A 22,217-nucleotide genomic window follows, 5' to 3' on the forward strand; every position below is an offset into this window, starting at 1 on the left:
CGCGTACCGGTACAGTTGTGCACACTGAGCACCCACGTGTATTGGTCACTTGGCCGATACGACCTTGGGCGCCCTCTCCTTTGCGGGCGCCCGCGCGGGCTTGCGCTGGCGGCCCAGCAGCTTGTAGAAGCTCTCCAGCTCCCGCCGCACCAGCTCCTGCCCGTTCTCGATGACGAAATCCTGGAACGAGGCGGCCACTTTCGGTATCGGCTGGCCGCTCAGGTGCATGATGTGCCAATCCGCCTCCACCGGATTTTCCTGCATCGGCAGGATCGCCAGCAGGCCGGCTTCGAATTCGAGCCCGCAGGCGTGGACCGACAAAAATCCCAACCCCAGCCCGGCCGACACCATGCGCTTGATCGCCTCGTTGCTTGAGACCTCGGAGCCGAATTCGGCAGGATGTCCGGCTTCGCGCAGCAGTTTCTCGACCGCCGTGCGGGTACCGGAGCCGCGCTCGCGCACCATCAGGTTGGCGGCCATCACGTCGGTGAGCGTAATCTTTTTCTTCTTCATCAGCGGATGATTGGGACTGGCGACAAACGCCATTGGATGCCGCGCAAATCTGGCCGCGTTGGTGCGCAACTCGCGCGGCGGCGTGCCCATGATGGCCAGGTCGATCTCCTGGCGCGCCAGCATGTTGACGATCTCCGAGCGGTTCCCCACCTGCAGCTTGAGGCGCACGTCCGGCCGCTCGAGCGTGAACGGCACCAGCATCGGCGGCAGCAAATGCTCGGCGGTGGTGACCGCGCCGATGCGCAAGGTTCCGCTGGTGACGCCCTGCAGCGCCGCCAGTTCGTCGCCCGCCTGCTCGAGCAGCCGCAGGATGCGCTCCGAGAAGGTGGCCATCACCTCGCCGGCGGCGGTGAGCTGGATGTTGCGCCCCACCTTGCGCGTGAGCGCGATGCCGGCGATGTCCTCCAGCGTGCGCAGTTGCAGCGAGACGGCAGGCTGCGTGACGTGCATCGCCTCGGCCGCGCGCGACACGCTCTCGTGGCGGGCCACCAACACCAGCGATTGCAGCTGGCGGAAACTGGCGTGATACATAAGCGCTCCCTTATCAATTATCGAATATCTTTAATTTTTCTTTTGTAGATTCTACCGTTATATTTACGTCAATGCGATAGATCAAATTTTGAGGGAACGAGATGAGCATAGACGTGATCTTCCTTGGCCTCGACGGCGTACTGTTCGACACCGAAGCGCTGCATCTGGCGGCCTGCAACGCGGCCTTCGCCAACGCCGGCCTGTCGATACGCTGGACCGCGCCGGCACTGCGCGCGGCCGCCGCCACCCACGGCTATGCACGCGCCATCGGCACCGCGCTCGACACCGCCGTCACCGGCAAGCGATCCTCGCGCGACAAAGTCCGCGCGGCCGAACTATACGCCGACAAGCACCGCCAGTTCCACCAGGCGATCACGGACTGTCCACCGGCGGCGCTGCCGGCCGCGCTGATGCTGATCGACGACGCGATCGCCGCCGGCTGCAAAATCTGCATACTCACCGACCTGCCGGCGCCCGCGACATCGGCGCTGCTGGCCAACAGCTTCGGCGCGCATGTCAACAGCGTGTTCACGGTGGTCACCGGCGGCGCCAGTTTCGACGGCCCGTCCGGCACCGGCCCGTATGCCAGGGCCCTGCACGCGATGGGCGTGGCGCCGGGCGACGCCATCGCCATCGACACGGCCGTCCCCAGCCTGCGCGCCGCCGCACAAGCCGGCCTGTGGACGGTCTCGGTCGCGCCCTACGGCGCCGACGTGGTCCGTCCCCGCCAGTTCATCACCTTCGAAGCGCTGAACGAACTGCGCTCCAGCCCCTACACGCCCGACCAGCAGCAACAACAAAGCCCGCACCAGCGGCAAGCGCACCACCTGGCGGCATAGGACGCAAACGCGGAGCCATGCTCCGCCACGGTCACAAATCGACTCACCAACCTGGAGAAAAAAATGGAAACGATCGTCATCGTAGGGGGAGGTGCGGGCGGACTGGAACTCGCCACCCGTCTTGGAGACACAATGGGCGCCACCAAACGCGCCCGCATCCTGCTGGTGGACCGCTCGCCGGGACACTTCTGGAAACCGCTGCTGCACACCGTCGCCTCCGGAAAGTGCGACCCGCAGGTCACCGAACTATCCTTCACCGCGCAAGCGCTGGACCACGACTTCGAATTCGTACAAGGCGAAGTGCTGTGGGTGGACCGCGCCCACCAAACCATCACCCTCACCCCGCGCGGCGGCCGCCAGGACGACGGCGTGTGCCGCACCATCGGCTACGACAAGCTGGTGCTGGCCCTCGGCGCGGTCACGAACTTCTACAGCGTTCCGGGCGCCGCCCGCCACGCGATGACGCTCGACAGCGTGGCCGATGCCGAAGCGTTCCGCCGCCGCTTCGTCGATGGTTGCGTGCGCGCCGGCGAGCGCAAGGAACAACTCAATGTCGTCATCGTCGGCGGCGGCGCCACCGGCGTCGAACTGGCGGCGGAACTGAGCAACAGCGCCCGCGCGCTGGCCGACTATCGCGTGCACACGCTCGATCCGGAACGCGACATCCGCATCACCGTCATTGAGCGTGGCGACAACCTGCTGCCGCATTTGCACACGCTGCAATCGCAGCGTGCCGCCAACCATCTGCGATCGCTCGGCATCGACATGCGCACCGCAACGGCGGTCGCCCACGTCACCGACAACGCGGTGATCGACACCGCCGGCGTCGTCCACCGCGCCGACCTGACCTTGTGGGCGGCCGGCGTCGAAGCGCCGGAGTTGTGCGCCACGCTCGGCCTGACGCTCAACCACATCCGCCAGATAGTGGTCGACTCCAGCCTGCGCGCGGCCTGCGACAGCCGCATCTACGCGTTCGGCGACTGCGCCAGCTACGTCTGTCCGATCAAAGGGGCTGCGCCGCCGCGCGCGCAGGTCGCACACCAGCAGGCCATGTTCCTGGCCGAGCTGCTGGCGCGACGCGACGACGGGCCACGGCCGGAATTCCGCTACCACGACTACGGCTCGCTGGTGTCGCTCGGGCCGCAGGCGGCGGTCGGCGTGCTGACGGGCGCCCTCACCGGCAAGAGCATCCGCGTCGGTGGCGCCGCCGCCAGTTTGCTGTACGCGCTGATGTACCAAAAACACCTGCTGCAGCTGCACGGCAGCTTGCGCATGGCGACCCAAACCCTTGTGGACTGGCTGCGTGCGAAGATCCTGCCGCCGGTGCGCTTGCACTGATTTATGGCCTTGTTTGCGCCGGTGTCCTGACGCCGGTGAACCGTTCTATAATGGGTTCATGACAACCATCACTCCAATCAGCCGCGACCCGGCCGCCAACGCGGTGGCCGGCGTTAGCGCAACGCCCTCCCGCTCCACCTCTCAGACCGCCAGCGGCGCGATGTCAGGCGTCGGTGGCGGTGACGCGTCGACCCGCGTATCGCTTAGCGGCGGCCAGGATGACCGGCGGCCCAAGGCCGTGGTGTGGGAGAACCGCACCAGAAGCACCTCCAGCATGCTCATGGTGCGCAACTTCGCCGAACAGCCGCTGGGCGGACGCCTCAAGGGCATGGGCGCTGAATTGCTGAAGCAAGTCGCCTACGATGGCGAGGATTTCTCGCAATCGATCCAGCAGGCCCCCACCGGCGTGCAAACCGATACCTACGAGATGTTGGTATCGCCTTCGCAAGTGTCGCAGCATGGCATGGGCGACAACCGCATCGGCCTGACCATCACCACCCGCAGCGGCGTGTCGGTCGAGCTGTCGCTGGACGCCGGCGACAACAGCATCGCGGTCGAAGCCAAAAGCAGCGGCAAGCTCACGGAAGTCGAACGCAAGGCGCTGGGCAAGCTATCGGAAGCGTTTCAAAAAGCGGTCGACGGCCTGACCGAAGACCCGCCACGCGTCGACCTGGCCGGGCTAACGCAGTTCGATGGCGCGGTGCTGTCTTCGGTCGATCTGAAGGGTGAGGTCAAGCTCAATCCCAAGGAAACGCAGCGGCTTGAATTCCATGCCGACAGCAGCAAGCGCACCGTCAGTTTCAGCGGCCCGGATGGCGTGGCAAAAATCGGCGTGGACCTCAGCCAGCCCGCCAGTTGGGGCAGCAAGGACCAGCAGGCCAAGGCCCTCAACCGCTATCTGCAGCAGGTCGACCAGGCCGGCATGCGCGGCCAGGGCAACGCCGCCATGCTGACCATGTTCAAGGACGCGCTGGTCGACATGAACAGCGACTACGGCACGCCGCCCGTGGCGCCGCGCGACATGCTGCTCACCGACCGCGATCGCGCCACCACCACCGGCCTGGCGGATTTCACCGCCTCGGTCACGCAGACCGAGGTGGCGTCCAATCCCGCCAAATCGACCGAGAAGGACAGTTTCGCCTACGAGCTGTCGCAGAAGACCAGGATCTCGGGCCGCTCGCAGATGGACCTCGCGCTCTCGCAGCAACAGCAGTCGAACCTGAAGGCCCGCTACCACGCGCCGGTCTCCCCGACCGCTACCCTGGCGCTGGACCTGGACCCGCATTCGCAAAACTACAAATACATGATGATCGACGAATCGGCCAGCAGCACCACCAGCATCGAGTATGACAAGGGCAAGCTGGTAAAGGCCTCGCTGGAGATGCATGCCAGCCGCTCGACACGGGTGCTCGAATACACGCTCGGCAAACTCAAAGGCGATCACACCACGCCGTCCGGCAAGGCGATGACGCGCGACCTGCTGCCGACGCTCGACCCGCAAGACGGCGACCAGTCCATGGGCGAGTACGAGCGCGCGCAGATGCTGTCCAAGGTGAACGACGCCATCTTCCTGCAATCGGACCCCGACGCGCTGACGTCGAATTGAGCCAGCCGACTACCGAATGAGCACACCCGAACACTTCGTCCTGCTGGCAGCCTACAACGCCGACATGAACCGCAATCTTTACGCGGCGGCGGCCAGGCTGCCGCCGGGCGAACTGACGGCCGACCGCAAGGCCTTCTTCGGCTCCCTCTCCGGCACCCTGAACCACCTGCCGTCCGGCGACACCATCTGGCTCAAACGCTTCGCCACGCACCCGGCCAATTTCCCGGCGCTGACCGCGATGGGCGACATGCCGCAGCCGGATGGCCTCACGCACCGTTTCAGCGACGACCTGGCCGCGTTGCGCCCCTACCGCGAACAACTGGACTCCATCATCAGCGACTGGGCGCAGCAGCTCACCTCCGCTGACCTGGCGCACCGCTTCGAATACCGCAGCACCAAAGGGGACGTGTACCGCAAGCATTTCGGTGGCGTGCTCGCGCACTTTTTCAATCACCAGACCCACCATCGCGGCCAGGCCAGCACCTTGCTGACCCAGGCCGGCGTCGACATCGGCGTCACCGACCTGCTGCTGTGGCTACCCGACCTGGAACCGGAATCTCCATGAAAATCGCCGTCTACAGCGCCCAACCCTACGACCGCCGCTTCCTCGACGAAGCGCGGCTCGAGGCGGTGGAGGCAACGCCGGCGTCGCCGATCGACGCCGTCTATTTCGATAACCGCCTGACCATCGACACGGTGCCACTGGCCCACGGCTGCGCCGTGGTGTGCGTTTTCGTCAACGACATCCTCGATGCGGAGGTGCTGCAAGCCTTGCACGCGCTGGGCGTGCGCGCAGTGCTGCTGCGCTGCGCCGGCTTCAATAACGTCGACGTGCAGGCCGGCGCGCGGCTCGGCATGTTCATGGCGCGCGTGCCCACCTATGCGTCCGAAGCGGTGGCCGAACACGCGCTGGCGCTGGTGATGACGCTCAATCGCCGCACTCACCGCGCCTATGCGCGCGTCCGAGAAGGCAATTTCGTCCTAGACGGCCTGCTTGGCATGACCTTGCACGGCAAGACCGTCGGCATTGTCGGCGCCGGCCAGATCGGCACCGCCGCCGCGCAGATTTTCAAGGGCATCGGCTGCACGGTGCTGGTCAGCGATCCGGCGCCGCAACTGCAGCTGCAATTGGGCGCGATCGCCACGCGGGTCACCCTGGACCAGCTGCTGGCGCAATCGGACATCGTCTCCCTGCATTGCCCTCTGGTGGAGGCCACGCGCCACCTGATCGACGCCGCGAGCCTGGCGCGGATGAAGCCCGGCGCGATGCTGGTCAACACCTCGCGCGGCGCGCTGATCGACACCATGGCCGTCATCGCCGCGCTCAAGTCCAAGCATCTGGGCGCGCTGGCGATCGACGTCTACGAGCAGGAAAGCGACCTGTTTTTCCACGACCATTCGAGCGACATCATCGACGACGACGTTTTCCAGCGGCTGATGACGTTCCCGAATGTGCTGGTCACCGGCCACCAGGGATTTTTCACCATCGAAGCGATGCGCGAAATCGCGGCCGTCACGTTCGCCAACCTGGCCGCCTTCACGCGCGGCGAGCCGACCGCGAACGCGCTTGCCACCCAGCCGACTTAGCATCGCAATCCTCAAAAAAGTGATCACCGGCCGGCGTTTTCCCCGGTAACATCACCGATACGCATGACGGCCATGCGCACCGCGCGGTTGTGGCCGCGCCGCGCCTGGCTTATACTGCACTGCAACAATCCGGCTTTTCCATAACTAATAATAGCGTCCACCGGAGAAGGTCATGTCCCTCGCTTACCGCGCCACCGCCGATTTCGCCAAATTGAACCACCCGATGCGGGTGCCGCTGTCGGCGGAGATCCACTCACGCCCCTTCCTGCAATTACAGGCGCCGGAAAGCCTGACCCATTTCGCGCTCTACCTGCAGCAGGACCAGCCTTCCCAAAAATACCATCGCGGCACGCAGCACCAGATTTTGCAGCAGCTATGCACCCACTATGGTGTGGCCGGTCCGCATCCGCAGGCGCGCTACTTCTTCCATGACTTTGGACGTTTTCGCCTGAAGTGGGAATGCCACACCGAGTTCGCCACCTACACCTTCGTCGAGCGCGGCGAGCCGGGGCTGGACTTTCGCACCGCGTTCGACCGCATGCCGCTGCAGCACGTGCCACAGGAATGGCTGGCCGGCCTGTATGGAAAAATCATCGTCGCCTCGCATGTCGTGCTGCGCAACGGCGACAACGCCGGCGCCGACGAGCAGGCCATCGCCGCACTGTTTCAAGGTAAATCGATGGTCGGCAGCAGCGTAGGCAGCGGCGCCGAAGTGTGGACCGATTTCCTGATCCAGCCCGATGGCTTCAGCCGCTTCATCGTGCGCGATCTGGGCCTGCGCGAATTCCAGGCTGGCCGCCTGGTCGGGCGCCTGCTGGAAATCGAGAACTACCGCATGATGGCCCTTCTCGGCCTGCCGCACGCCGAAGCCTCGCAGCCGCTGTTGAACGGCATCGAGAACGAGCTGGCCGACCTGACCGCGACGCTGGTGCAGGCCGACATGCCGCAGTCGCTGGAAGCGCGCGGTCCCGACGCGAACGAAGAACAGAACCTGCTGCACCGTATCACCAGCCTGGCCGCGCGGCTGGAAAAGCTATCGGTCAACAACAGCTACCGTTTCGCCGCGTCGCAGGCGTATTTCAGCCTGGTGCAGGCGCGCATCCACGAGCTGCGCGAAGTGCGCATGGCCGGTATTCCGACGCTGGCCGAATTCATGGGCCGCAGGCTGGCGCCGGCGATTCACACCTGCACCTCCGTCTCGCAGCGGCAGGAAGCGCTGGCCAAGCGTATCGCCCGCAGCAACGACCTGCTGCGCACCCGCGTCGGCATCGAGCAGGAACGCCAGAACCGCAAGATCCTGCAATCGCTCGACGCCCGCGCGGCCCAGCAACTGCGCTTGCAGCAAGCGGTCGAGGGTTTGTCGGCGGTGGCGATTTCGTACTACACGCTGGGGTTGATCGGCTACGCCGGCAAGGCGATGAAGGCCGCCGGGCTGCCCGTCAATCCGGACATCCTGCAAGGCTTGGCGGTGCCGGTGGTGATCCTGGCTGTGTGGATGGGATTGCGGCGCGTGCACAAGCAGCTGACGGCGCGCAGCACGGCGGCCGCGCAGCGCCATCCCGCGTAACGACGGTCAGGAGAGCCGGAGGCGCGTCGAGAGCTTGCCGGCGCCGGCGCGGGCACCGGCACCACCGGCGCCGCCCTCCACCGTGAAGCGTCCCACCTGCGACAGCAAGGCCTGCGCCTGCTCGCGCATGCTGGCGGCGGCAGCTGCGGCCTGCTCGACCAGCGCCGCGTTTTGTTGCGTCATCTCGTCCATCTGCCCGATAGCGCGGTTCACCTGCTCGATGCCGGAGCTTTGCTGTTCGCTCGCCTGCGTGATCTCGCCCATGATCTCGGCCACCTTCTGCACGCTGGCGACCACCTCGCTCATGGTCTGGCCGGCGCGGTCCACCAGCCGCCCGCCCTCGTCGACCTTGCCGACGGAATCGTCGATCAGGCTCTTGATCTCCTTGGCCGCCGACGCCGAGCGCTGCGCCAGGTTGCGCACCTCGGAAGCCACCACCGCGAAACCGCGACCCTGTTCGCCGGCGCGCGCCGCCTCGACGGCGGCGTTCAGCGCCAGGATGTTGGTCTGGAAGGCGATACCGTCGATCACGCCGATGATGTCGACGATCTTGCTGGAACTGGTCTTGATCGAACCCATGGTCTCGACCACCTGCCCGACCACGTCGCCGCCGCGCACGGCGATGCCGCTGGCAGCCACCACCAATTCGTTGGCGTGGCGCGCGCTGTCGGCGTTTTGCCGCACAGTGCTGGTCAGCTCCTCCATCGAACTGGCGGTTTCCTCCAGTGCGCCGGCCTGCGCCTCGGTGCGCGCCGACAGGTCGGCGTTACCGGCCGCGATCTCCTGGGCCGCGACGGTGATGGTGTCGGTCGACAGGCGCACGTCACCGACCAGCTGCGACAAGCTACCGTTCATCTGGCCCAACGCGTCGAGCAGTTGGCCGGTTTCGTCGCGCGCCTGATTCTCCACCCGCGAGGTCAGGTCGCCCGCAGCCACGCGCCGCGCCAGCGCCACCGCGCGCTCCAGCGGTTCGGCGATCGAGCGCCCCAGCGCGAAAGCCAGCGTGCCGCCCAACAGCAGGATCACGATCCCCAGCGCGATCATCATGTTGCGGCTGGAGACATTGATTTGTTCGATTTCTTGCGTGGCGCTGTCGATCTGGCGGCGCTGCTCTTTCAACAGCGCCTCGGCCGATGCCAGATAGGTGACGCTGGCCGGCGTGTAGACCTCGCGCATTTGCTGTTGCGCCTCTTCGACCTTGCCAGCCTTCTTGAGGGCCAGGGCGGCGTCGCGGGAGCCGAGGAACGCCTTGCGGCGCGCGCCCAACTCCGCGAACAGGGCCTTCTCGACATCGCTGTCCATGCGTGCCTCGACCTGTTTTTGCAGCGCGGTGGAGGCGTCGGAGGAGGCCTTGATGTTGGCGGCGAAGTAGTCGCCCAGGCTGGCGTCGGTGCTGACAATAATGGCGGTGGTGCGCGGCACCGCCGCGAACATGTAGCGATACCAGTCCTGCAAATAGCGCTCGGTGGCCATCGGCTCGTCGATCATGTGGCGGGTGGCGGCGGACACGCTGTTCAGGCGGGTGATGCTGACCACGATGGCGATCAGCGCCAGCAGCAAAATGCTGGCAAACCCCAGGATCAGACGACGTTTAACACTAATGTTGTTTAGCAATTGGAACATCGGGTCCGTCCTGTGAGGGAAACGCTGCGAATGCGCAGCAACGGAGCCATGATATCCGCAAAACAACGACTAAACGTTAAATTGTTACCCTTAAACAACAGTCCACATCAACCACAAGTCCCGGGTAATGACTCTTTTAACCGGCCATGGCGGGCGGCTGGATTGACTGGCCGGCGCTATCGGCAGCGTCGTCCCGCACCAGTCGAACCGGCTGGCTGAACCTCTCGGTCAGGAAGCCGGCAATGCGCTGCTGGGTGGCCTCCAGGTAGGGAATGTTCATGTGGTCCGAATCGGGCACGATTTCGTCCGCGTGCAGCGTGCCGAGTTTTTGCACCAGCAGATCGGTATGCGAATGCGGCACCACGTCGTCGGACGCCGCCCGCAGCACATAGGTCGGCGCCTTCAGTTGATGCGCGTATTTGACCGACTCGAATTTATGCCGCAGCACATACTCCACCGGCAGCGTCCTGAATTTGCGCTTGGCGATCGCCAGGATCGAATCGTAGGGTGTGATCAGCACGATGGCGTTGGCCTCGCGCTCCATCGCCACCTGCACCGCCACGCCGGAACCGAGGCTGCGGCCGACAACCGCGATCCGAGTCGGATCGACATGATGGCGCTCGCTGAGCCAATCGAACAGCATGCGCCCGTCCTCGACGAAGTGCGTCTCTGCCGGATCGCCGTGCGAATCGCCGTAGCCACGGTAGTTCACCGCCAGCACCGCCATGCCGGGAAACAGCTTGCCGGCGTCGCGCGCCACCCAGGACACTTCCTCGGAACGGCCGCCGAAATAAATCACGCCCGGCGTCTGTCCCGCCACCAGTGGCGTCATCAGCCAGCCGGACAAACGCGTGCCGTCCTTGGCGCGCACCACGATTGGGCGCGTGCGATGGCCGGTGCTATATGGCTTGAGCACCTCGCGGCGGCTGCCGAGGGGATTAAACAGCAGGCGTTTCTGGTTGGCCGCGACGGCCGCCGTCAATCCCATCCACAGCACGCTGACGATGCCGGCCAGCCCGGCGACTTTTTTAGAATTGTCCATCCCTCTACTTTACCCTTGTCTTGGCTCTCTGCTGTACGCCAGCGTACAAAAACATTTGGCCTTGGTGAACGCTAAATGCGGCCGGGCCGCCGTTTGTCAAGCAACAGGGGGCGAACCGGTATAATCGACGCTTCGTTTCGCTCTCCCGCCTTCTATGAAACCGGCCATCGTTCTGCTGCATAGCTCCATGAGTTCCAAGGCCCAATGGGCGACACTGGTCGAACAGCTCACGTCCGATTTTCGCTGCATCCCGCTCGATTTACTCGGCTACGGCGCCGCGCCGTATCCGCCCGGCGCAGGCCAGGGCGAAGCATACACCCATACGCTGGCCCACGAAGCGGACGCCATCGCCAGGGCCATCGCCGCGCAACTGGCGCCGGACGAAGCGTTCCACCTGGTCGGACACTCGTTCGGCGGCGTCGCCGCACTGCACCTGGCGCGCCGCATGCCGGAACGCATACGCAAGTTGACATTGTTCGAGCCGGTCGCCTTCCACCTGCTGCCGGAGAACGACGCGGCGCGCGTGGAAATCGTGACCGTCGTCGGCGGCATCATGGCTTGTGCGACAGACCGCGACGCCACCCGCATCTTCATCGACTACTGGAACCGTCCCGGCGCGTTCGACGCCGCGCCGGCGTCGGCCCAGGACAAGATGATCGCGCAGATCGCCAAGGTCAAGCTGGATTTCGAGGCGCTGCTGGGCGAGCCCGTTGCCCTTGCAGATCTGGCGCAGCTGACGATGCCCACGCTGGTGATGTCGGGCCAGCACAGTCCCGCCTCGACCCGGTCGCTGGCCGCGCAGCTGGCGGCCGCGCTGCCCAACGCGCGCACGCTGCAAACACGCGGCGGCCATATGGGTCCGATCACCCACGGCGACGCGATCAACCACACAATCGCCGCGTTCCTGCGCGGTGAAGACCTCCCTCAAGGCTGACATGCAAAACAACTCTCCATCGCGCGGCGCGGCCTCGCTCATTCAACGCGGCCTCGTGGCATTGGCCTTCAGCGGGATCGCCGCCCTGTCGCATGCCGGCGTCAAGCCGGTGACGGTGGCGCCGGAGGTCACCGGAGAATGGGTCACGCCGGACGGCACGTGGGACGGCCGCACGGTGTTGATGTTGCACGGCTTCGCCGACGACCTGAATGGCGCCGGAGACCTGAGCAAACGCATGTCCGCGCGGCTGGCGCAGATGGGCATCGCCTCGTTGCGCATCAACTTCCGTGGCGAAGGTGGCCGCATGCGCAGCGATATCGATTCGACGCTCGACACCCGCGTGGCGGACACCGAGTCCGCCTATGCCTTCCTGCAGAAGCAGGCTGGCGTCAAGATCGCGCACAGCGCGGTACTGGGGTGGAGTCTGGGCGGCGCCACCGCGATGGTGGTGGGCAGCAAGCACCCGGAATGGTTTCGCAGCATGGTGGTGTGGTCGACGCCGAGTGGCGACTTGTATAAGTACTTTATGTCCAAGCCGACGGCACAGAAGGCGGTGCGCGACGGCGTCGCCTCGGAAGTGATCCCGGGATGGAAAACCATCACCACCAAGCGCGAGTTCTACGAGAGCTTCAAAGGTGTGGATCTGGACAAATCGCTGGCCGGGTATCGCGGCGCTTTTTTGACGGTCCGGGGCAGTAAGGATTATCTGCCGCAGCGCGATCTGGATCTGATCCGGATCGCGCCGGGCAAACCGGCGCAGGCGGAGATGATCGATGGAGCCGATCATGTCTTTAACGTGTTCGAGGCGAACAGCCCGGCGGCAAAGCGGGTGATCGATATCACAGCCGATTGGCTGGCCAAGACCTTGTAAGGACAATTGGCCGCCGTATGGTCCGATGCAATCGGCTCTAGCGGTCGCCGATGACGATATCGATCGTGTTCTCGAACCCTATTCCCAGGTTGGGCGTGCGTCCGCGCTGGGCCGTCGGTCCCAATTCGTTCGGTGGATTGAACTTGGTACCGATCGGGAGGATCGCGTCCAGGAAAGAGATATCCCCGGGCGGGAAATCGATGTGCGTGCCTTTCGGCTCGAAACCGGTGCCGCTGGCCTCCCTCGGCGTGAAAACCCGCAGCGCGATATCGTCGCTATGGTTGATGAAGGTGATCGGCAGGTTTTTGGTCGCCAGCTGCGCCCAATATACTTTGTCGTGGAAGCCCTTGAACTCCGGATAATTCCATGACAGGCCGGTGATGGTGTCGTTGTAATCCTTCTGCCACACATCGAACTCCACGCCCTGCGTGCGGTTCTTCCACACGCGGTAAGGACCACGTCCCAGCCAACGCATCGACTGCACCTGCGCATCCGGATAGTCGAAGGTCACGCCCAACGCGTCGGCCGCCTTGCCGCCCTCCATGCGATACGCGTAGTTGACGCTCAGCGTGCCCGCAGCAATCAAGCGCCAGTTCACCTTGCGCAGATTTCCCGTGTACTCGGCCTGCACCACCACATCGTTACCATCGCGGCGCGCGGCGATGTTCTTCAACGTCGCCGTACCCGCCACCAGGCGCGGACCGTTCGTCAGCGGCACCACGGTATCGCCCTTCTTCAGCGACCGCAGATAGCCGGTGGCCTTGTCGATAACGGCATTCAGCGCGCCGGCCTGCAACTGGAAGCTGTCGCCAGATTCCGTCAACGTGGCCGCACCTGAAGCCGCAGCCGCCGGCTGCATCCGCTGCGCCACCGCCTGCGCGCTGGCGATCATCCACGACCACGTGTAGATCTCGCGGCCGTCGCGGTCCGTCGCCGTGAAGTACAACGCATCCTGCTGCGCCCAGTCGGCCGGCAAGGCGATGCTGGTCGTGCCGCGCATGCCGGCGGCGAGATCAGGGGCTTTGGCGCTGCCTTTCGCAACCACCTTGTGGCCGGTATCGCGGCCGAACTTGACCAGCTGCCAGCTCAGTTTCACCTGATTCAGATTGGAGATGTCGTAGCGGTTTTCCAGCGTGATCTTGCCGTCGAAGGTAGGCGGCAGGAAGGCCATCTCGGACAACGGCAGATACACCGGCGTCCAGATTTTTTTCACGGCAAAGAAGCTACCCTCTTTTTCGCGGTATGGTCCGACGATGCCGTCCGGCGCCAGATTGCCGGCGACGTCGATGGCGCCATTCCTGTCGTCGCGAACAATACCTTCGTCGGCGAATGCCCAGATAAAGCCTCCGGCACTGAGCGGATTGGCCAGCATATCCTTCCACCAGTCGTCCAGGCTCGCGCCAGCGCCGCCATCGTACAGCCCATGCAGGAACTCGGTCGGCATGAACACATCGCGTCCATGGAACAGCGACGTCGCGCAGCAGTTATAGGTGGGATAATGCGCGGTATCGATGCCGCCGTAGTTTGCCCACGGGTGGATGACGGGACGCTTTTGCGTATCCCACTGCGGATACAGTTTGTCCAGGTCGAGATTGAAACCGCCCTCGTTACCGTTGGCCCAGAAGACGATCGACGGGTGATGCTGATCCCGCGTCACCAGTTCCTTCACCAGCGGGGTCGAGACGTCGGTGTCGTAGAATTTCTGCCAGCCGGTCAACTCGTCGATCACGTACAGGCCCACTTCGTCGGCCACGTCGAGGAAATGCGGGTCCGGCGGATAGTGGGACATCCGGACCGCGTTCATATTCATTTCCTTCATCAGCTTCGCGTCCAGGTAGCTCAACTCCTTGCTGCTGGCGCGTCCGGACGTCGGCCAGATGGTGTGCCGGTTCGATCCCTTCAGCCGCACCTTGAAGCCGTTGACATACACGCCGTCGCGCGGCCGCAGCTCGATGGTGCGGAAGCCGATGGTCTTGCTCACTTCATGCACCACCTTCTTACCGCTGACAAGTTGGAAGTTGACCTTATAGCGCTGCGGATTCTCGGCCGACCAGGGCGTCACCTTCGCCACGTTGCCGCTGACATGGGCCTTGCCGCCTACGATCTGCGCGGCCATCTCCTTGCCAAGCGCCTTGCCATCGAGCGTGGTCACGCGCGCGACGACTTTGCCGTCCTGCTGGCCCGCCAGGGAAACGTCGGCGCTGAAATCGCCGTTGTGGCGCGCATCGAGGCTGATGCGGTCGATGTTGTCCAGCGGTTTGGCCTCCAGCCACACCGGCCGATAAATTCCGCTGAACAGCCAGAAGTCGGAGCTGCGTTCCGCCCGATTGACCGAGGCGTTGGCCGAGACGCGGTTGACCGTCACTTCCAGCTGATTGCTCTGCCCTGGCTTGAGCAATTTCGAAATATCGTAGCGGAACTCATAGAACCCGCCCTGGTGTACCGCGCCCGCCGGCTGGCCATTAATCTTCACCAGCGTATCGGTCATCGATGCGCCGAACACGATGTCGATCTGCTTGCCCTGCCAGTCGGCCGGCACGTCGAACTTGTGGCGATAGATGCCGGTGGTGTCGGGCGCCGGGTCTTTTTCCCAGTCGTTGTTGTACCGGTAGGTGCCGAAGCCCTCCATCTCCCAGTTCGACGGCACCGGGATGGTCTTCCACGCGCCGCTATTGCGGCCGCCGTTGACCATGAATTCCCAATCGACCCGATGGTCCTTGTCGGTGCCGCTCAAATACCGCACTTGCGTACCTTCCGCAAAAACCAGTCCGCTCAAAGCCAGCAGCAGCGTTCCAAGGGCATGTCGAACCATCATAGTTTTTCTCCCAGACGTTTGCTCTCTCCGACTTTGAGATTGAGCGGTATCACCTTGTCGCCGTAACGCACCTTGCCGGCGCCCTCACCTGCCGTGCGGCGTATCGTGGCGGAGGCCAGCTTGCCGTTCTTCCATGCCAGGTCGACCTCGTAGCCGCCGCGTGCGCGCAAGCCCTTGACCGATCCTGTGGCCCATGCGGACGGCAGCGCCGGCAGCAAATGCAGCTCGCCCGTCTGCGATTGCAGCAGCATTTCGCAGATTGCGGCGGTGGCGCCAAAGTTACCATCGATCTGGAACGGCGGATGCGCATCGAACATATTAGCGTAGGTACCACCGGCGTTGTTCGATTCCGTGCCCTGGCCGGTCTGCTGCGCGGCGCGCGCGCCGGGCTTCGCCAGCTGCCCGCGCAGCATCTTGTACGCGTGGTCGCCATCGAGCAGCCGCGCCCAATAGGCTGTCTTCCAAGCCATCGACCAGCCGGTGCCGGCATCGCCTCGGCTCTCCAGCGACTTGCGCGCGGCGGCGGCCAGTTCAGGCGTTCTGGTTGGCGAGATCTGACGGCCCGGGAAGACGCCGAACAAATGCGACACATGGCGGTGCGTGTCGCCCGGCTTGTCCAGCACCGGATCGTTGGTCTTCTCCTCCATCCACTCCAGCAGCTGCCCCCAGCTGCCGACCCGCGGCGCGGCCAGCTTGTCGCGCAAGCCGGCGATCTGATCGCGGAACGCCGCGTCGCCCAGCACTTCCGCCGCTTCGGCCGTGTTGTTGAACAGGTCCCAGATGATGGCCTGGTCGTAGGTCACGCCGTCCTCGATCGGCCCGTGCTCCGGCGACCAGCCCAGCGGCGCGACCAGGCAGCCATCGGGCAGCTCCTTCAGATAGTCCTGCCAGAAGGCGACCGCCTCTTTCATCATCGGATAGGCGACGTCACGCAAATACGCCTTGTCCTGCGTATAGGCATAATGCTCCCAGAAGTGCTGCGCATACCAGGCATTGCCGGTCTTGTTCCAGATGTAGCCCATGGCGCCGAACGGATTGGACTCGGTGCGCAAGGTCCAGCCGCGTACCGGCTTGCCGGCCGCGCTGACGAAGGTTTCCTCCTTCTGCACCGCCTCGCCGCTGAGGTCTGGCGCGGCCATCACCACGGAGGCCGGATCGGCGATCGCCTTGGCCGCGGTATCGGCGATCAGCTGGCGATACACCGGCGCCACGCCCTGCACGAAGTTCAGGAAAGGCAGCGCGTGCTCCGACAGGTTGGCCGGTTCCGCCGGCCAGTAGTTCATCTGGACGTTGATGTTGGTGTGGTAGTCAGATCGCCATGGCGGGTTAGGGTTGATATTCCACAGTCCTTGCAGATTGGCTGGCAGCGAACCGCGCGAGCTGGAGATCAGCAGGTAGCGGCCGTACTGGAAGAATTGCGCCTCCAGCTCCGGGTCCTTGCCCTCTGAGGTGTAGGTTTCTATGCGCTGATCGGTCGGCAGCGCGCGCCGCGCAGCCGTGGCAGCGCCGAAGTCCACGCTCACGCGGTTGAACTGCTTCTGAAAGTCCTTGCGGTGCTCGGCCAGCAGCGCCGGCCACGGACGCGCCGCCGCGCCCACCTGCGCCGACACGCGCGCCAGCGGGTGCTCACCCTGGAACTTCTTCGCCGCGTCGAGCACATAGCTGGTGCCAGCGCCCAGTATCAAGGTGACCGCATCGCAGCCGGTAAAGGTGATCTTGTTACCGTCGATGGCGATCGTACCACCCTCGTTTTGCACCTGCACCTGGCTGGCGTAGTCCATGGCGTTGGACGATGGATCGCCCTTGCCGCGCATCGATCCGGTGGCGACGATGCGGTTACCGAGCGCGTTGATTTGCGCGCCGTGGGTGTCGGTCAGTTCGATCGAGCCGGTGTACTGGCCACGTTTGTCGGCGCTCAGGCGTACCGCGATCACCTGCGCCGGATAGCTGGCGAAGGCTTCGCGTTTGAACTTCACGCCCTTGTGCGTATAGCTGACGCTATGGACGCTCTGCCCGATATCGAGCTGGCGCGAATAGTTCGTGGTGGCCTGGTCATGGCCCGGCAGGTTCACATACACGTCGCCGAACGGCTGGAAGGAGCCCATCACCTTGTCGTCGCCGGTCCATAGCGTGATGTCGTTGAACTGGATGCGCTCGCGCGCCAGCTGGCCGAAGAGCATCGCGCCGATGCGGCCGTTACCGATCGGAAGCGCCTCGCGCTCCCACCCTTGCGGCGTATCGGGCGCCGCCTGTTTGTAGCGCAGTGTCAGGTCCGGGGCGGCCGTCGCAGCAGCAGCGATCAGGGTCGAGGAGATAAAGAGTGTGGAGCGCAGCAGATTTTTCATGAATATTGTCTCGTGGAGCAAAGCAAAAACGGCGGAGGCGGCATGCACCGCCCCCGCCGTCATCGAGGAACCATCGTCAGTGCGAAAATCAGCGCTTGACGGTGACCGCCTTGCCTTCGTAGCTCACCGTCTTGTCGGCGGCGTCGAAGTTATCCGAGCTCGATACGCCGGCCTTGATGAAGCGTACCTTGAACTCGCGCTTGGCAACCATGCCTTTGTACTGGCCCACGCGGTCGCCGATGGTGACGGCGCCGGTCTTGTCGTTGTAGCTCAGCGGAATACGCGAGAACTCGTTACGCAAGTAGGCATTCGACACGCCATCATCCTCGTACAGGCTGAATTTGCCGTCCGCGCCGGTGTAGATATTCAGCGTGATCGGTGCATCCGGCTTCTCGTCGACGTACTGCGTCACAGGACCCATCGGCAGGATCGCGCCGGCTTTCACCAGCAGCGGCATGCGGGTTTCCGGCGCCTTGATCGAGGTCTTGGTACCGCCCTTGTGCACTTCGCCGGTATAGAAGTCATACCAGTTGGCGCCCTTCGGCATGTAGACGTCGCGCTCGCGGCCACCGTACACGTACACCGGAGCGACCATCAGGTTGTGGCCGAACAGGTACTGGTCCTTGATGTTCTTGACCGCGTCATCTTTCGGGAAGTCCATCACCAGACCGCGCATGATCGTGCCGGAGTCGTAGTGGGTGGTGGCCGCCGTCGAGTAAATGTAAGGCATCAAACGATAACGCAGCTTGTCGTACCAGACCATCGAATCGCGCATCGGCGAGCCTTCAGGCGAAATCTCATGGATTTCACGCTTGACCACTTCGCCGTGGGAGCGGAACAGCGGCGACAACGCGCCAAACTGCCACCAGCGCAGATTGAGCTCGCGCCATTCCTTCACGTCTTCCGGATTGGCGACGGCCGCACCGACCACGCGGTTTTCCTGCGCGGTGCCGGTGGCGCCGACCTGGTAGCGGGTTTCCTGCGCATAGCCGCCGATATCGTGCGTCCAGTTCGGAATGCCCGACATCGAGATGCTGACGCCGGCCGAGATCTGGTCGTACAGGTTGTTCCAGCGGCTGACTGTGTCGCCGCTCCACAATGCGGTGGCGTTACGCTGGATACCCGCGAAGCCCGAACGCGACAGGATGAACTGGCGCTTGTCCGGCTGGTCGGTCTTCAGACCCTGGTAGAAGCCCTCGGTATGCACCAGGCTATACGGGTTGAAGGTGACTTCGCCGGCGCCGTAGACGGTCGGTCCGATCAGCTTCTTGAAGTCTTCCAGGCGCGTGTTCGACAGCACGTCCGGTTCGGTGTTGTCCATCCACCAGGCGTCGAAGCCCAGATCGACCAGCTTGGACTTCATCTGGCGATAGTACATCTCGCGCGCACCCTTGGTGTACGGATCGTAGTGGCTGTTCTTGTAGCCGGGTCCAACCCAGTCAAGATCGCCGTTTTCGACGTTCTTGGTCCACATATAGCCCTTCGATTCGAGCTCCTTGTAGTTGGCGGTGTTGGAGTAGAACTTGCCCCAGATCGAAATCATGATGCGGGCGTTGTTCTTGTGGACTTCGTCGACCAGGCCTTTCGGGTCCGGGAAGCGCTGCTTGTCGAAGTCGTGCGAACCCCAGCCGTCCTGCGGCCAGTAGAACCAGTCCTGCACCATATTATCGACCGGCCAGCCCTGCTTGCGGTATTCCTTCAACACGCCGAGCAGCTGCTCCTGCGTCTCGTAGCGCTGGCGCGACTGCCACAGGCCATAGGCCCATTTCGGCATCATCGGCGCCTGGCCGGTCAGATGACGGTAGCCGGCGATGACGTTGTCGATGCTGGTCTCGCCGTTGACGACGTAGTAGTTGATGCTCTGCGCGACTTCCGACGAGAAGGTCAGCGAGTGGCGTTCCGGCGCCGGCAGCGGGTCGTTGTGGGTCATGGCGATCATGCCGCCCGACGGTTTCCACTCCAGTTGCAGCTTGACCGGTTTGCCCGCTTCGAATTTCTGCTCGAAGTTGTGATACCACGGATTCCAGCCCTGGCGCCACACGTCCATGACTTCCTTGCCGTCCATGGTCAGCTTCGCATAGTCCGACGAATACAGCTGCATCTTGTGCACGCCGGCCTTGTCCGACGTCAGCGTACCTTCCCATACCACCTTGACGCCGACAGCCTTCTTCGGGTCGCCCAGTTCCTTCGGCCAGTTCTCGGCCACGTCCTTCAGGTACTGGTAATCGATGTCCTTTTCCTGGCGCGTCAGCACCAGTTTGTCGTCGACGTAGTAGCGCGCGGTCAGGCCGCCGGCCTTGCCGTCGGCGTCCGCCACTTTCAGGTCGCGGCTCAGGAAGCCGTAAGGCTTGGCGTCGCCGAAGCGCGAGATCGAATTGTTATCCCACAAAACGCCGTAGTTCTTGTCCGAGACGACGAACGGCACCGCGATGACCATATTGTGCTGCATCAGCAGCACGTCTTCGCCGTTCAGGTTCATCTGGCCGTTCTGGTGCTGGCCCAGGCCGTAGTACGCGTCCTTGGTGCCGTGATTGAAGCCCTGCTTGACCGCCATGAATGGCTTGCCGCCGATGTCGACGGGCGCCATGCTTTCCGAGGCCTGGCTCAGGAAAGCCTTGCCGGCCGCGTTGAAGAACTGCACCTGGCCGGTCGCCAGCGATACCGCCACCGAGATTTTCTTGGCCTTGAGCGTGACCTTGTCCTTGCCCGAAGCGGTGACGCTGAAGATACCGCTAACAGGAGCGGCCACCGTCATCAGCGAAGGCGTCAGCTCCTTGCCTTCCTTGTCGGTCTTGACGACGTGGATGATGTTGTCGCTCATGACCTCCAGGCGCACTTCCTTGGCGCCGGAATCGGGTTTGACCACCACACCGGTGGAGGTTTTTTCAAACGTGCCGGCCAGGGCCTGGCCGGACATCATCACCGCCAGGCACGAAGCCGCAGGTACTATCGCTTTGAATCGCATTCTCTATCTCCTGTTTTTTTACTTAGTACGTCCCGACCTTGACCTTCAACACCACCGGCTTGCCGGTCAGGTTAAGGCCATAGTCCGTCTGGTCGCCGTTCCAGTTGCGCTCCATGATCCATTTACCGGATGGATCATAGTACCCTTCCTCGACGCGCGCCCACATGGTTGGTTTGCCGTCCGCGTGATCGATCTTCACACGCGCGTGCTGGCCGACGATGATGAACTCATTGTCGGCGATCTGCGCGATCGCCACGCCACCGTTGGGCTTCTCGGTGCCGGCCGGCAGATCCTTCACTTCCTTGAAATACTCACGTTCGCCGAACTGCCATTCGCGGAACGAGATCGTGCCCTTCCAACCCTTCATCGCGATGGTCTGCGCCGCGCGGTCATCGCCCTCGGCCACGCCGTAGGTGCGGCCCTCGAAGGCCCACTTGGACCATTGGCGCTCCATCGGCCGGAAGGCCGCGTAGATTTTGCCGTACGGTTCAACCATCGTTTTATCGGTGGCCTTGTGACCGAGCGGGAAATTGCTGTAGTCCGCATAGTCGATACCGAACGGCGAGAAGTTGATCGCGCCACGGCCCAGCACCAGATACGCGTAGCGCACGTATTCGGCCGCGTTGCTCATCTCCGGCACGGCCAGCGGGTTGTCCGGACGCTGGAATCTGTCGAGCGTGGCGACGAACTTCTTCGAGTCCGGGCTGTAGATGTCCGGCGCGGCGAAGTCGATCGCCGGCGCGGCCGCCTTGTAGATGTCGATCACGTCGAAGGTCGGGCCGCCGCTGGCGAAGTTCTTGTTCCACGGCTTGACCGGTTCCTCGAGCGAATCGCGGATCGAGTTATTGACGTACATCGGCAGGTTGTACACCGCGCGACCCGCCTTGGCGATTTCGCCGATGTAGCTGGCGATCGAATAGGCGTGGAAGTATTCTTCGGCGTAGTCGCCGTAGACCTGTTTCCAGGTGCCGCTGGCGGCCAGCGCCACCGGCGATTTTTTACGCTTCAACACCGCCTCGGGCACCGGCTGGTTGAACAGCGCCTCCGCTTTCGGCGCATAGTCGCGCGCGTAGCCGTAGGTGCCGACCTCGTTCTCGACCTGCATCATGATCACGGTGCGGTGCGCCTCGTCGATCTTTTTGATGTGCGTCATCAGCGCGACAAACGCCTTCTTGTCGGCCTTCAGCGTCTCCTCGCCTTGCGGCGACAGGCAGTAAATCGGCTTGCCCTCCTTGTCCAGCATGCGCGGGAAGCGTGCGTTGTCGAACTTGACCCACTCCGGCGCGTAATTGGCGCCGGTGTTTTTCCAGGTGCCGAACCACAGCAGCACCAGGCGCACCTTGTTCTTGCGCGCCTCGGCCACCAGTTTATCGACGTAGCTGAAATCGAACTTGCCTTCGACCTGCTCGATCTGTTCCCATGCCACCGGAATCTCGAGCGTGTTGGCGTTCATGTCCTTGATCGCCGCCCACACCTTGTTCAGGGCGAGCGGGTAATTACTCGAATTCTGCGCCTGGCCGCCGAACATGACAAAAGGCGCGCCGTCCACCATCAAGGCGTGACGGCCATCCTTGTGCACCAGTTCGGGGATGGGCGCGGCCGCCGCGCCAGCTGCGGCCAACATAACAAAACTAAAAGAGC

The 22,217-nt window shown here is 63.7% G+C and carries 15 protein-coding genes; 8 read left to right on the forward strand and 7 right to left on the reverse strand.

The features are described 5' to 3' along the window. Positions 1-45 precede the first annotated feature (45 nt). Positions 46-1,044: a LysR family transcriptional regulator gene (locus tag ACZ0BA_RS16240; RefSeq protein ID WP_463452251.1), complete on the reverse strand. Its 999-nt coding sequence runs from the start codon at positions 1,042-1,044 to the stop codon at positions 46-48. Positions 1,045-1,145: 101 nt separating this feature from the next. Here ACZ0BA_RS16240 and ACZ0BA_RS16245 point away from each other — a divergent pair, with 101 nt between their 5' ends. The 6 genes from ACZ0BA_RS16245 (at position 1,146) to ACZ0BA_RS16270 (ending at position 7,981) form a co-directional block, all read left to right on the forward strand. Further along, positions 1,146-1,883 (forward strand): HAD family hydrolase, encoded by a 738-nt coding sequence (locus tag ACZ0BA_RS16245; protein ID WP_463452252.1) that lies wholly within the window; start codon positions 1,146-1,148, stop codon positions 1,881-1,883. Between the two features lie 63 nt (positions 1,884-1,946). Then, entirely contained in the window at positions 1,947-3,221 is a 1,275-nt protein-coding gene (locus tag ACZ0BA_RS16250; protein ID WP_463452253.1) for an NAD(P)/FAD-dependent oxidoreductase, read from the forward strand. A gap of 58 nt (positions 3,222-3,279) precedes the next feature. Continuing rightward, positions 3,280-4,827 (forward strand): hypothetical protein, encoded by a 1,548-nt coding sequence (locus ACZ0BA_RS16255; RefSeq protein ID WP_463452254.1) that lies wholly within the window; start codon positions 3,280-3,282, stop codon positions 4,825-4,827. A gap of 16 nt (positions 4,828-4,843) precedes the next feature. Beyond that, the gene (locus ACZ0BA_RS16260) at positions 4,844-5,392 is read left to right on the forward strand and encodes a DinB family protein (protein ID WP_463452255.1); all 549 of its coding nucleotides are present in this window, start codon (positions 4,844-4,846) and stop codon (positions 5,390-5,392) included. Continuing rightward, positions 5,389-6,414 carry a 2-hydroxyacid dehydrogenase gene (locus tag ACZ0BA_RS16265; RefSeq protein ID WP_463452256.1) on the forward strand — a complete coding sequence of 342 codons (1,026 nt, stop codon included), beginning with the start codon at positions 5,389-5,391 and terminating at the stop codon, positions 6,412-6,414. The genes ACZ0BA_RS16260 and ACZ0BA_RS16265 overlap by 4 nt, the downstream gene beginning before the upstream one ends. A gap of 172 nt (positions 6,415-6,586) precedes the next feature. Further along, a complete protein-coding gene (locus ACZ0BA_RS16270) occupies positions 6,587-7,981 on the forward strand; it encodes a DUF3422 family protein (RefSeq protein ID WP_463452257.1) in 1,395 nt (464 codons plus the stop codon). 6 nt (positions 7,982-7,987) lie between these two features. Here ACZ0BA_RS16270 and ACZ0BA_RS16275 read toward each other — a convergent pair whose 3' ends face one another. Both ACZ0BA_RS16275 and ACZ0BA_RS16280 read right to left on the reverse strand, forming a co-directional pair. Then, positions 7,988-9,604 carry a methyl-accepting chemotaxis protein gene (locus tag ACZ0BA_RS16275; protein WP_463452258.1) on the reverse strand — a complete coding sequence of 539 codons (1,617 nt, stop codon included), beginning with the start codon at positions 9,602-9,604 and terminating at the stop codon, positions 7,988-7,990. Between the two features lie 136 nt (positions 9,605-9,740). Continuing rightward, entirely contained in the window at positions 9,741-10,646 is a 906-nt protein-coding gene (locus ACZ0BA_RS16280; RefSeq protein WP_463452259.1) for an alpha/beta hydrolase, read from the reverse strand. Between the two features lie 154 nt (positions 10,647-10,800). Between ACZ0BA_RS16280 and ACZ0BA_RS16285 the strand changes: the two genes are divergently transcribed. Both ACZ0BA_RS16285 and ACZ0BA_RS16290 read left to right on the forward strand, forming a co-directional pair. Next, on the forward strand, positions 10,801-11,580 hold the full coding sequence (locus tag ACZ0BA_RS16285) for an alpha/beta fold hydrolase (protein WP_463452260.1): 780 nt from the start codon (positions 10,801-10,803) through the stop codon (positions 11,578-11,580). A gap of 1 nt (position 11,581) precedes the next feature. Continuing rightward, a complete protein-coding gene (locus ACZ0BA_RS16290; protein ID WP_463452261.1) occupies positions 11,582-12,451 on the forward strand; it encodes an alpha/beta hydrolase family protein in 870 nt (289 codons plus the stop codon). 37 nt (positions 12,452-12,488) lie between these two features. Here the strand turns inward: ACZ0BA_RS16290 and ACZ0BA_RS16295 are convergent, their stop codons facing one another. The 4 genes from ACZ0BA_RS16295 to ACZ0BA_RS16310 form a co-directional block, all read right to left on the reverse strand. After that, the gene (locus ACZ0BA_RS16295; protein WP_463452262.1) at positions 12,489-15,266 is read right to left on the reverse strand and encodes a glycoside hydrolase family 2 TIM barrel-domain containing protein; all 2,778 of its coding nucleotides are present in this window, start codon (positions 15,264-15,266) and stop codon (positions 12,489-12,491) included. Then, positions 15,263-17,611 (reverse strand): glycoside hydrolase family 95 protein, encoded by a 2,349-nt coding sequence (locus tag ACZ0BA_RS16300; RefSeq protein WP_463452263.1) that lies wholly within the window; start codon positions 17,609-17,611, stop codon positions 15,263-15,265. Before ACZ0BA_RS16300 ends, ACZ0BA_RS16295 begins: the two co-directional genes overlap by 4 nt. 88 nt (positions 17,612-17,699) lie before the next feature. Next, complete coding sequence (locus ACZ0BA_RS16305; protein ID WP_463452264.1) at positions 17,700-20,576, reverse strand: glycoside hydrolase family 31 protein; 2,877 nt, start codon at positions 20,574-20,576, stop codon at positions 17,700-17,702. A 22-nt stretch (positions 20,577-20,598) separates the two neighbouring features. Continuing rightward, positions 20,599-22,200, reverse strand: coding sequence for a GH35 family beta-galactosidase (locus ACZ0BA_RS16310; RefSeq protein ID WP_463452265.1), 1,602 nt, complete (start codon positions 22,198-22,200; stop codon positions 20,599-20,601). Between the last annotated feature and the right edge of the window lie 17 nt (positions 22,201-22,217).

The organism is Duganella sp. AC917 (assembly GCF_979258245.1).

Excerpts from the sequence above, each read along its gene's own strand:
- ACZ0BA_RS16240 (WP_463452251.1), bottom strand. The coding sequence starts at position 1,044 with ATGTATCACGCCAGTTTCCGCCAGCTGCAATCGCTGGTGTTGGTGGCC.
- ACZ0BA_RS16245 (WP_463452252.1), top strand. The coding sequence starts at position 1,146 with ATGAGCATAGACGTGATCTTCCTTGGCCTCGACGGCGTACTGTTCGAC.
- ACZ0BA_RS16250 (WP_463452253.1), top strand. The coding sequence starts at position 1,947 with ATGGAAACGATCGTCATCGTAGGGGGAGGTGCGGGCGGACTGGAACTC.
- ACZ0BA_RS16255 (WP_463452254.1), top strand. The coding sequence starts at position 3,280 with ATGACAACCATCACTCCAATCAGCCGCGACCCGGCCGCCAACGCGGTG.
- ACZ0BA_RS16260 (WP_463452255.1), top strand. The coding sequence starts at position 4,844 with ATGAGCACACCCGAACACTTCGTCCTGCTGGCAGCCTACAACGCCGAC.
- ACZ0BA_RS16265 (WP_463452256.1), top strand. The coding sequence starts at position 5,389 with ATGAAAATCGCCGTCTACAGCGCCCAACCCTACGACCGCCGCTTCCTC.
- ACZ0BA_RS16270 (WP_463452257.1), top strand. The coding sequence starts at position 6,587 with ATGTCCCTCGCTTACCGCGCCACCGCCGATTTCGCCAAATTGAACCAC.
- ACZ0BA_RS16275 (WP_463452258.1), bottom strand. The coding sequence starts at position 9,604 with ATGTTCCAATTGCTAAACAACATTAGTGTTAAACGTCGTCTGATCCTG.
- ACZ0BA_RS16280 (WP_463452259.1), bottom strand. The coding sequence starts at position 10,646 with ATGGACAATTCTAAAAAAGTCGCCGGGCTGGCCGGCATCGTCAGCGTG.
- ACZ0BA_RS16285 (WP_463452260.1), top strand. The coding sequence starts at position 10,801 with ATGAAACCGGCCATCGTTCTGCTGCATAGCTCCATGAGTTCCAAGGCC.
- ACZ0BA_RS16290 (WP_463452261.1), top strand. The coding sequence starts at position 11,582 with ATGCAAAACAACTCTCCATCGCGCGGCGCGGCCTCGCTCATTCAACGC.
- ACZ0BA_RS16295 (WP_463452262.1), bottom strand. The coding sequence starts at position 15,266 with ATGATGGTTCGACATGCCCTTGGAACGCTGCTGCTGGCTTTGAGCGGA.
- ACZ0BA_RS16300 (WP_463452263.1), bottom strand. The coding sequence starts at position 17,611 with ATGAAAAATCTGCTGCGCTCCACACTCTTTATCTCCTCGACCCTGATC.
- ACZ0BA_RS16305 (WP_463452264.1), bottom strand. The coding sequence starts at position 20,576 with ATGCGATTCAAAGCGATAGTACCTGCGGCTTCGTGCCTGGCGGTGATG.
- ACZ0BA_RS16310 (WP_463452265.1), bottom strand. The coding sequence starts at position 22,200 with ATGTTGGCCGCAGCTGGCGCGGCGGCCGCGCCCATCCCCGAACTGGTG.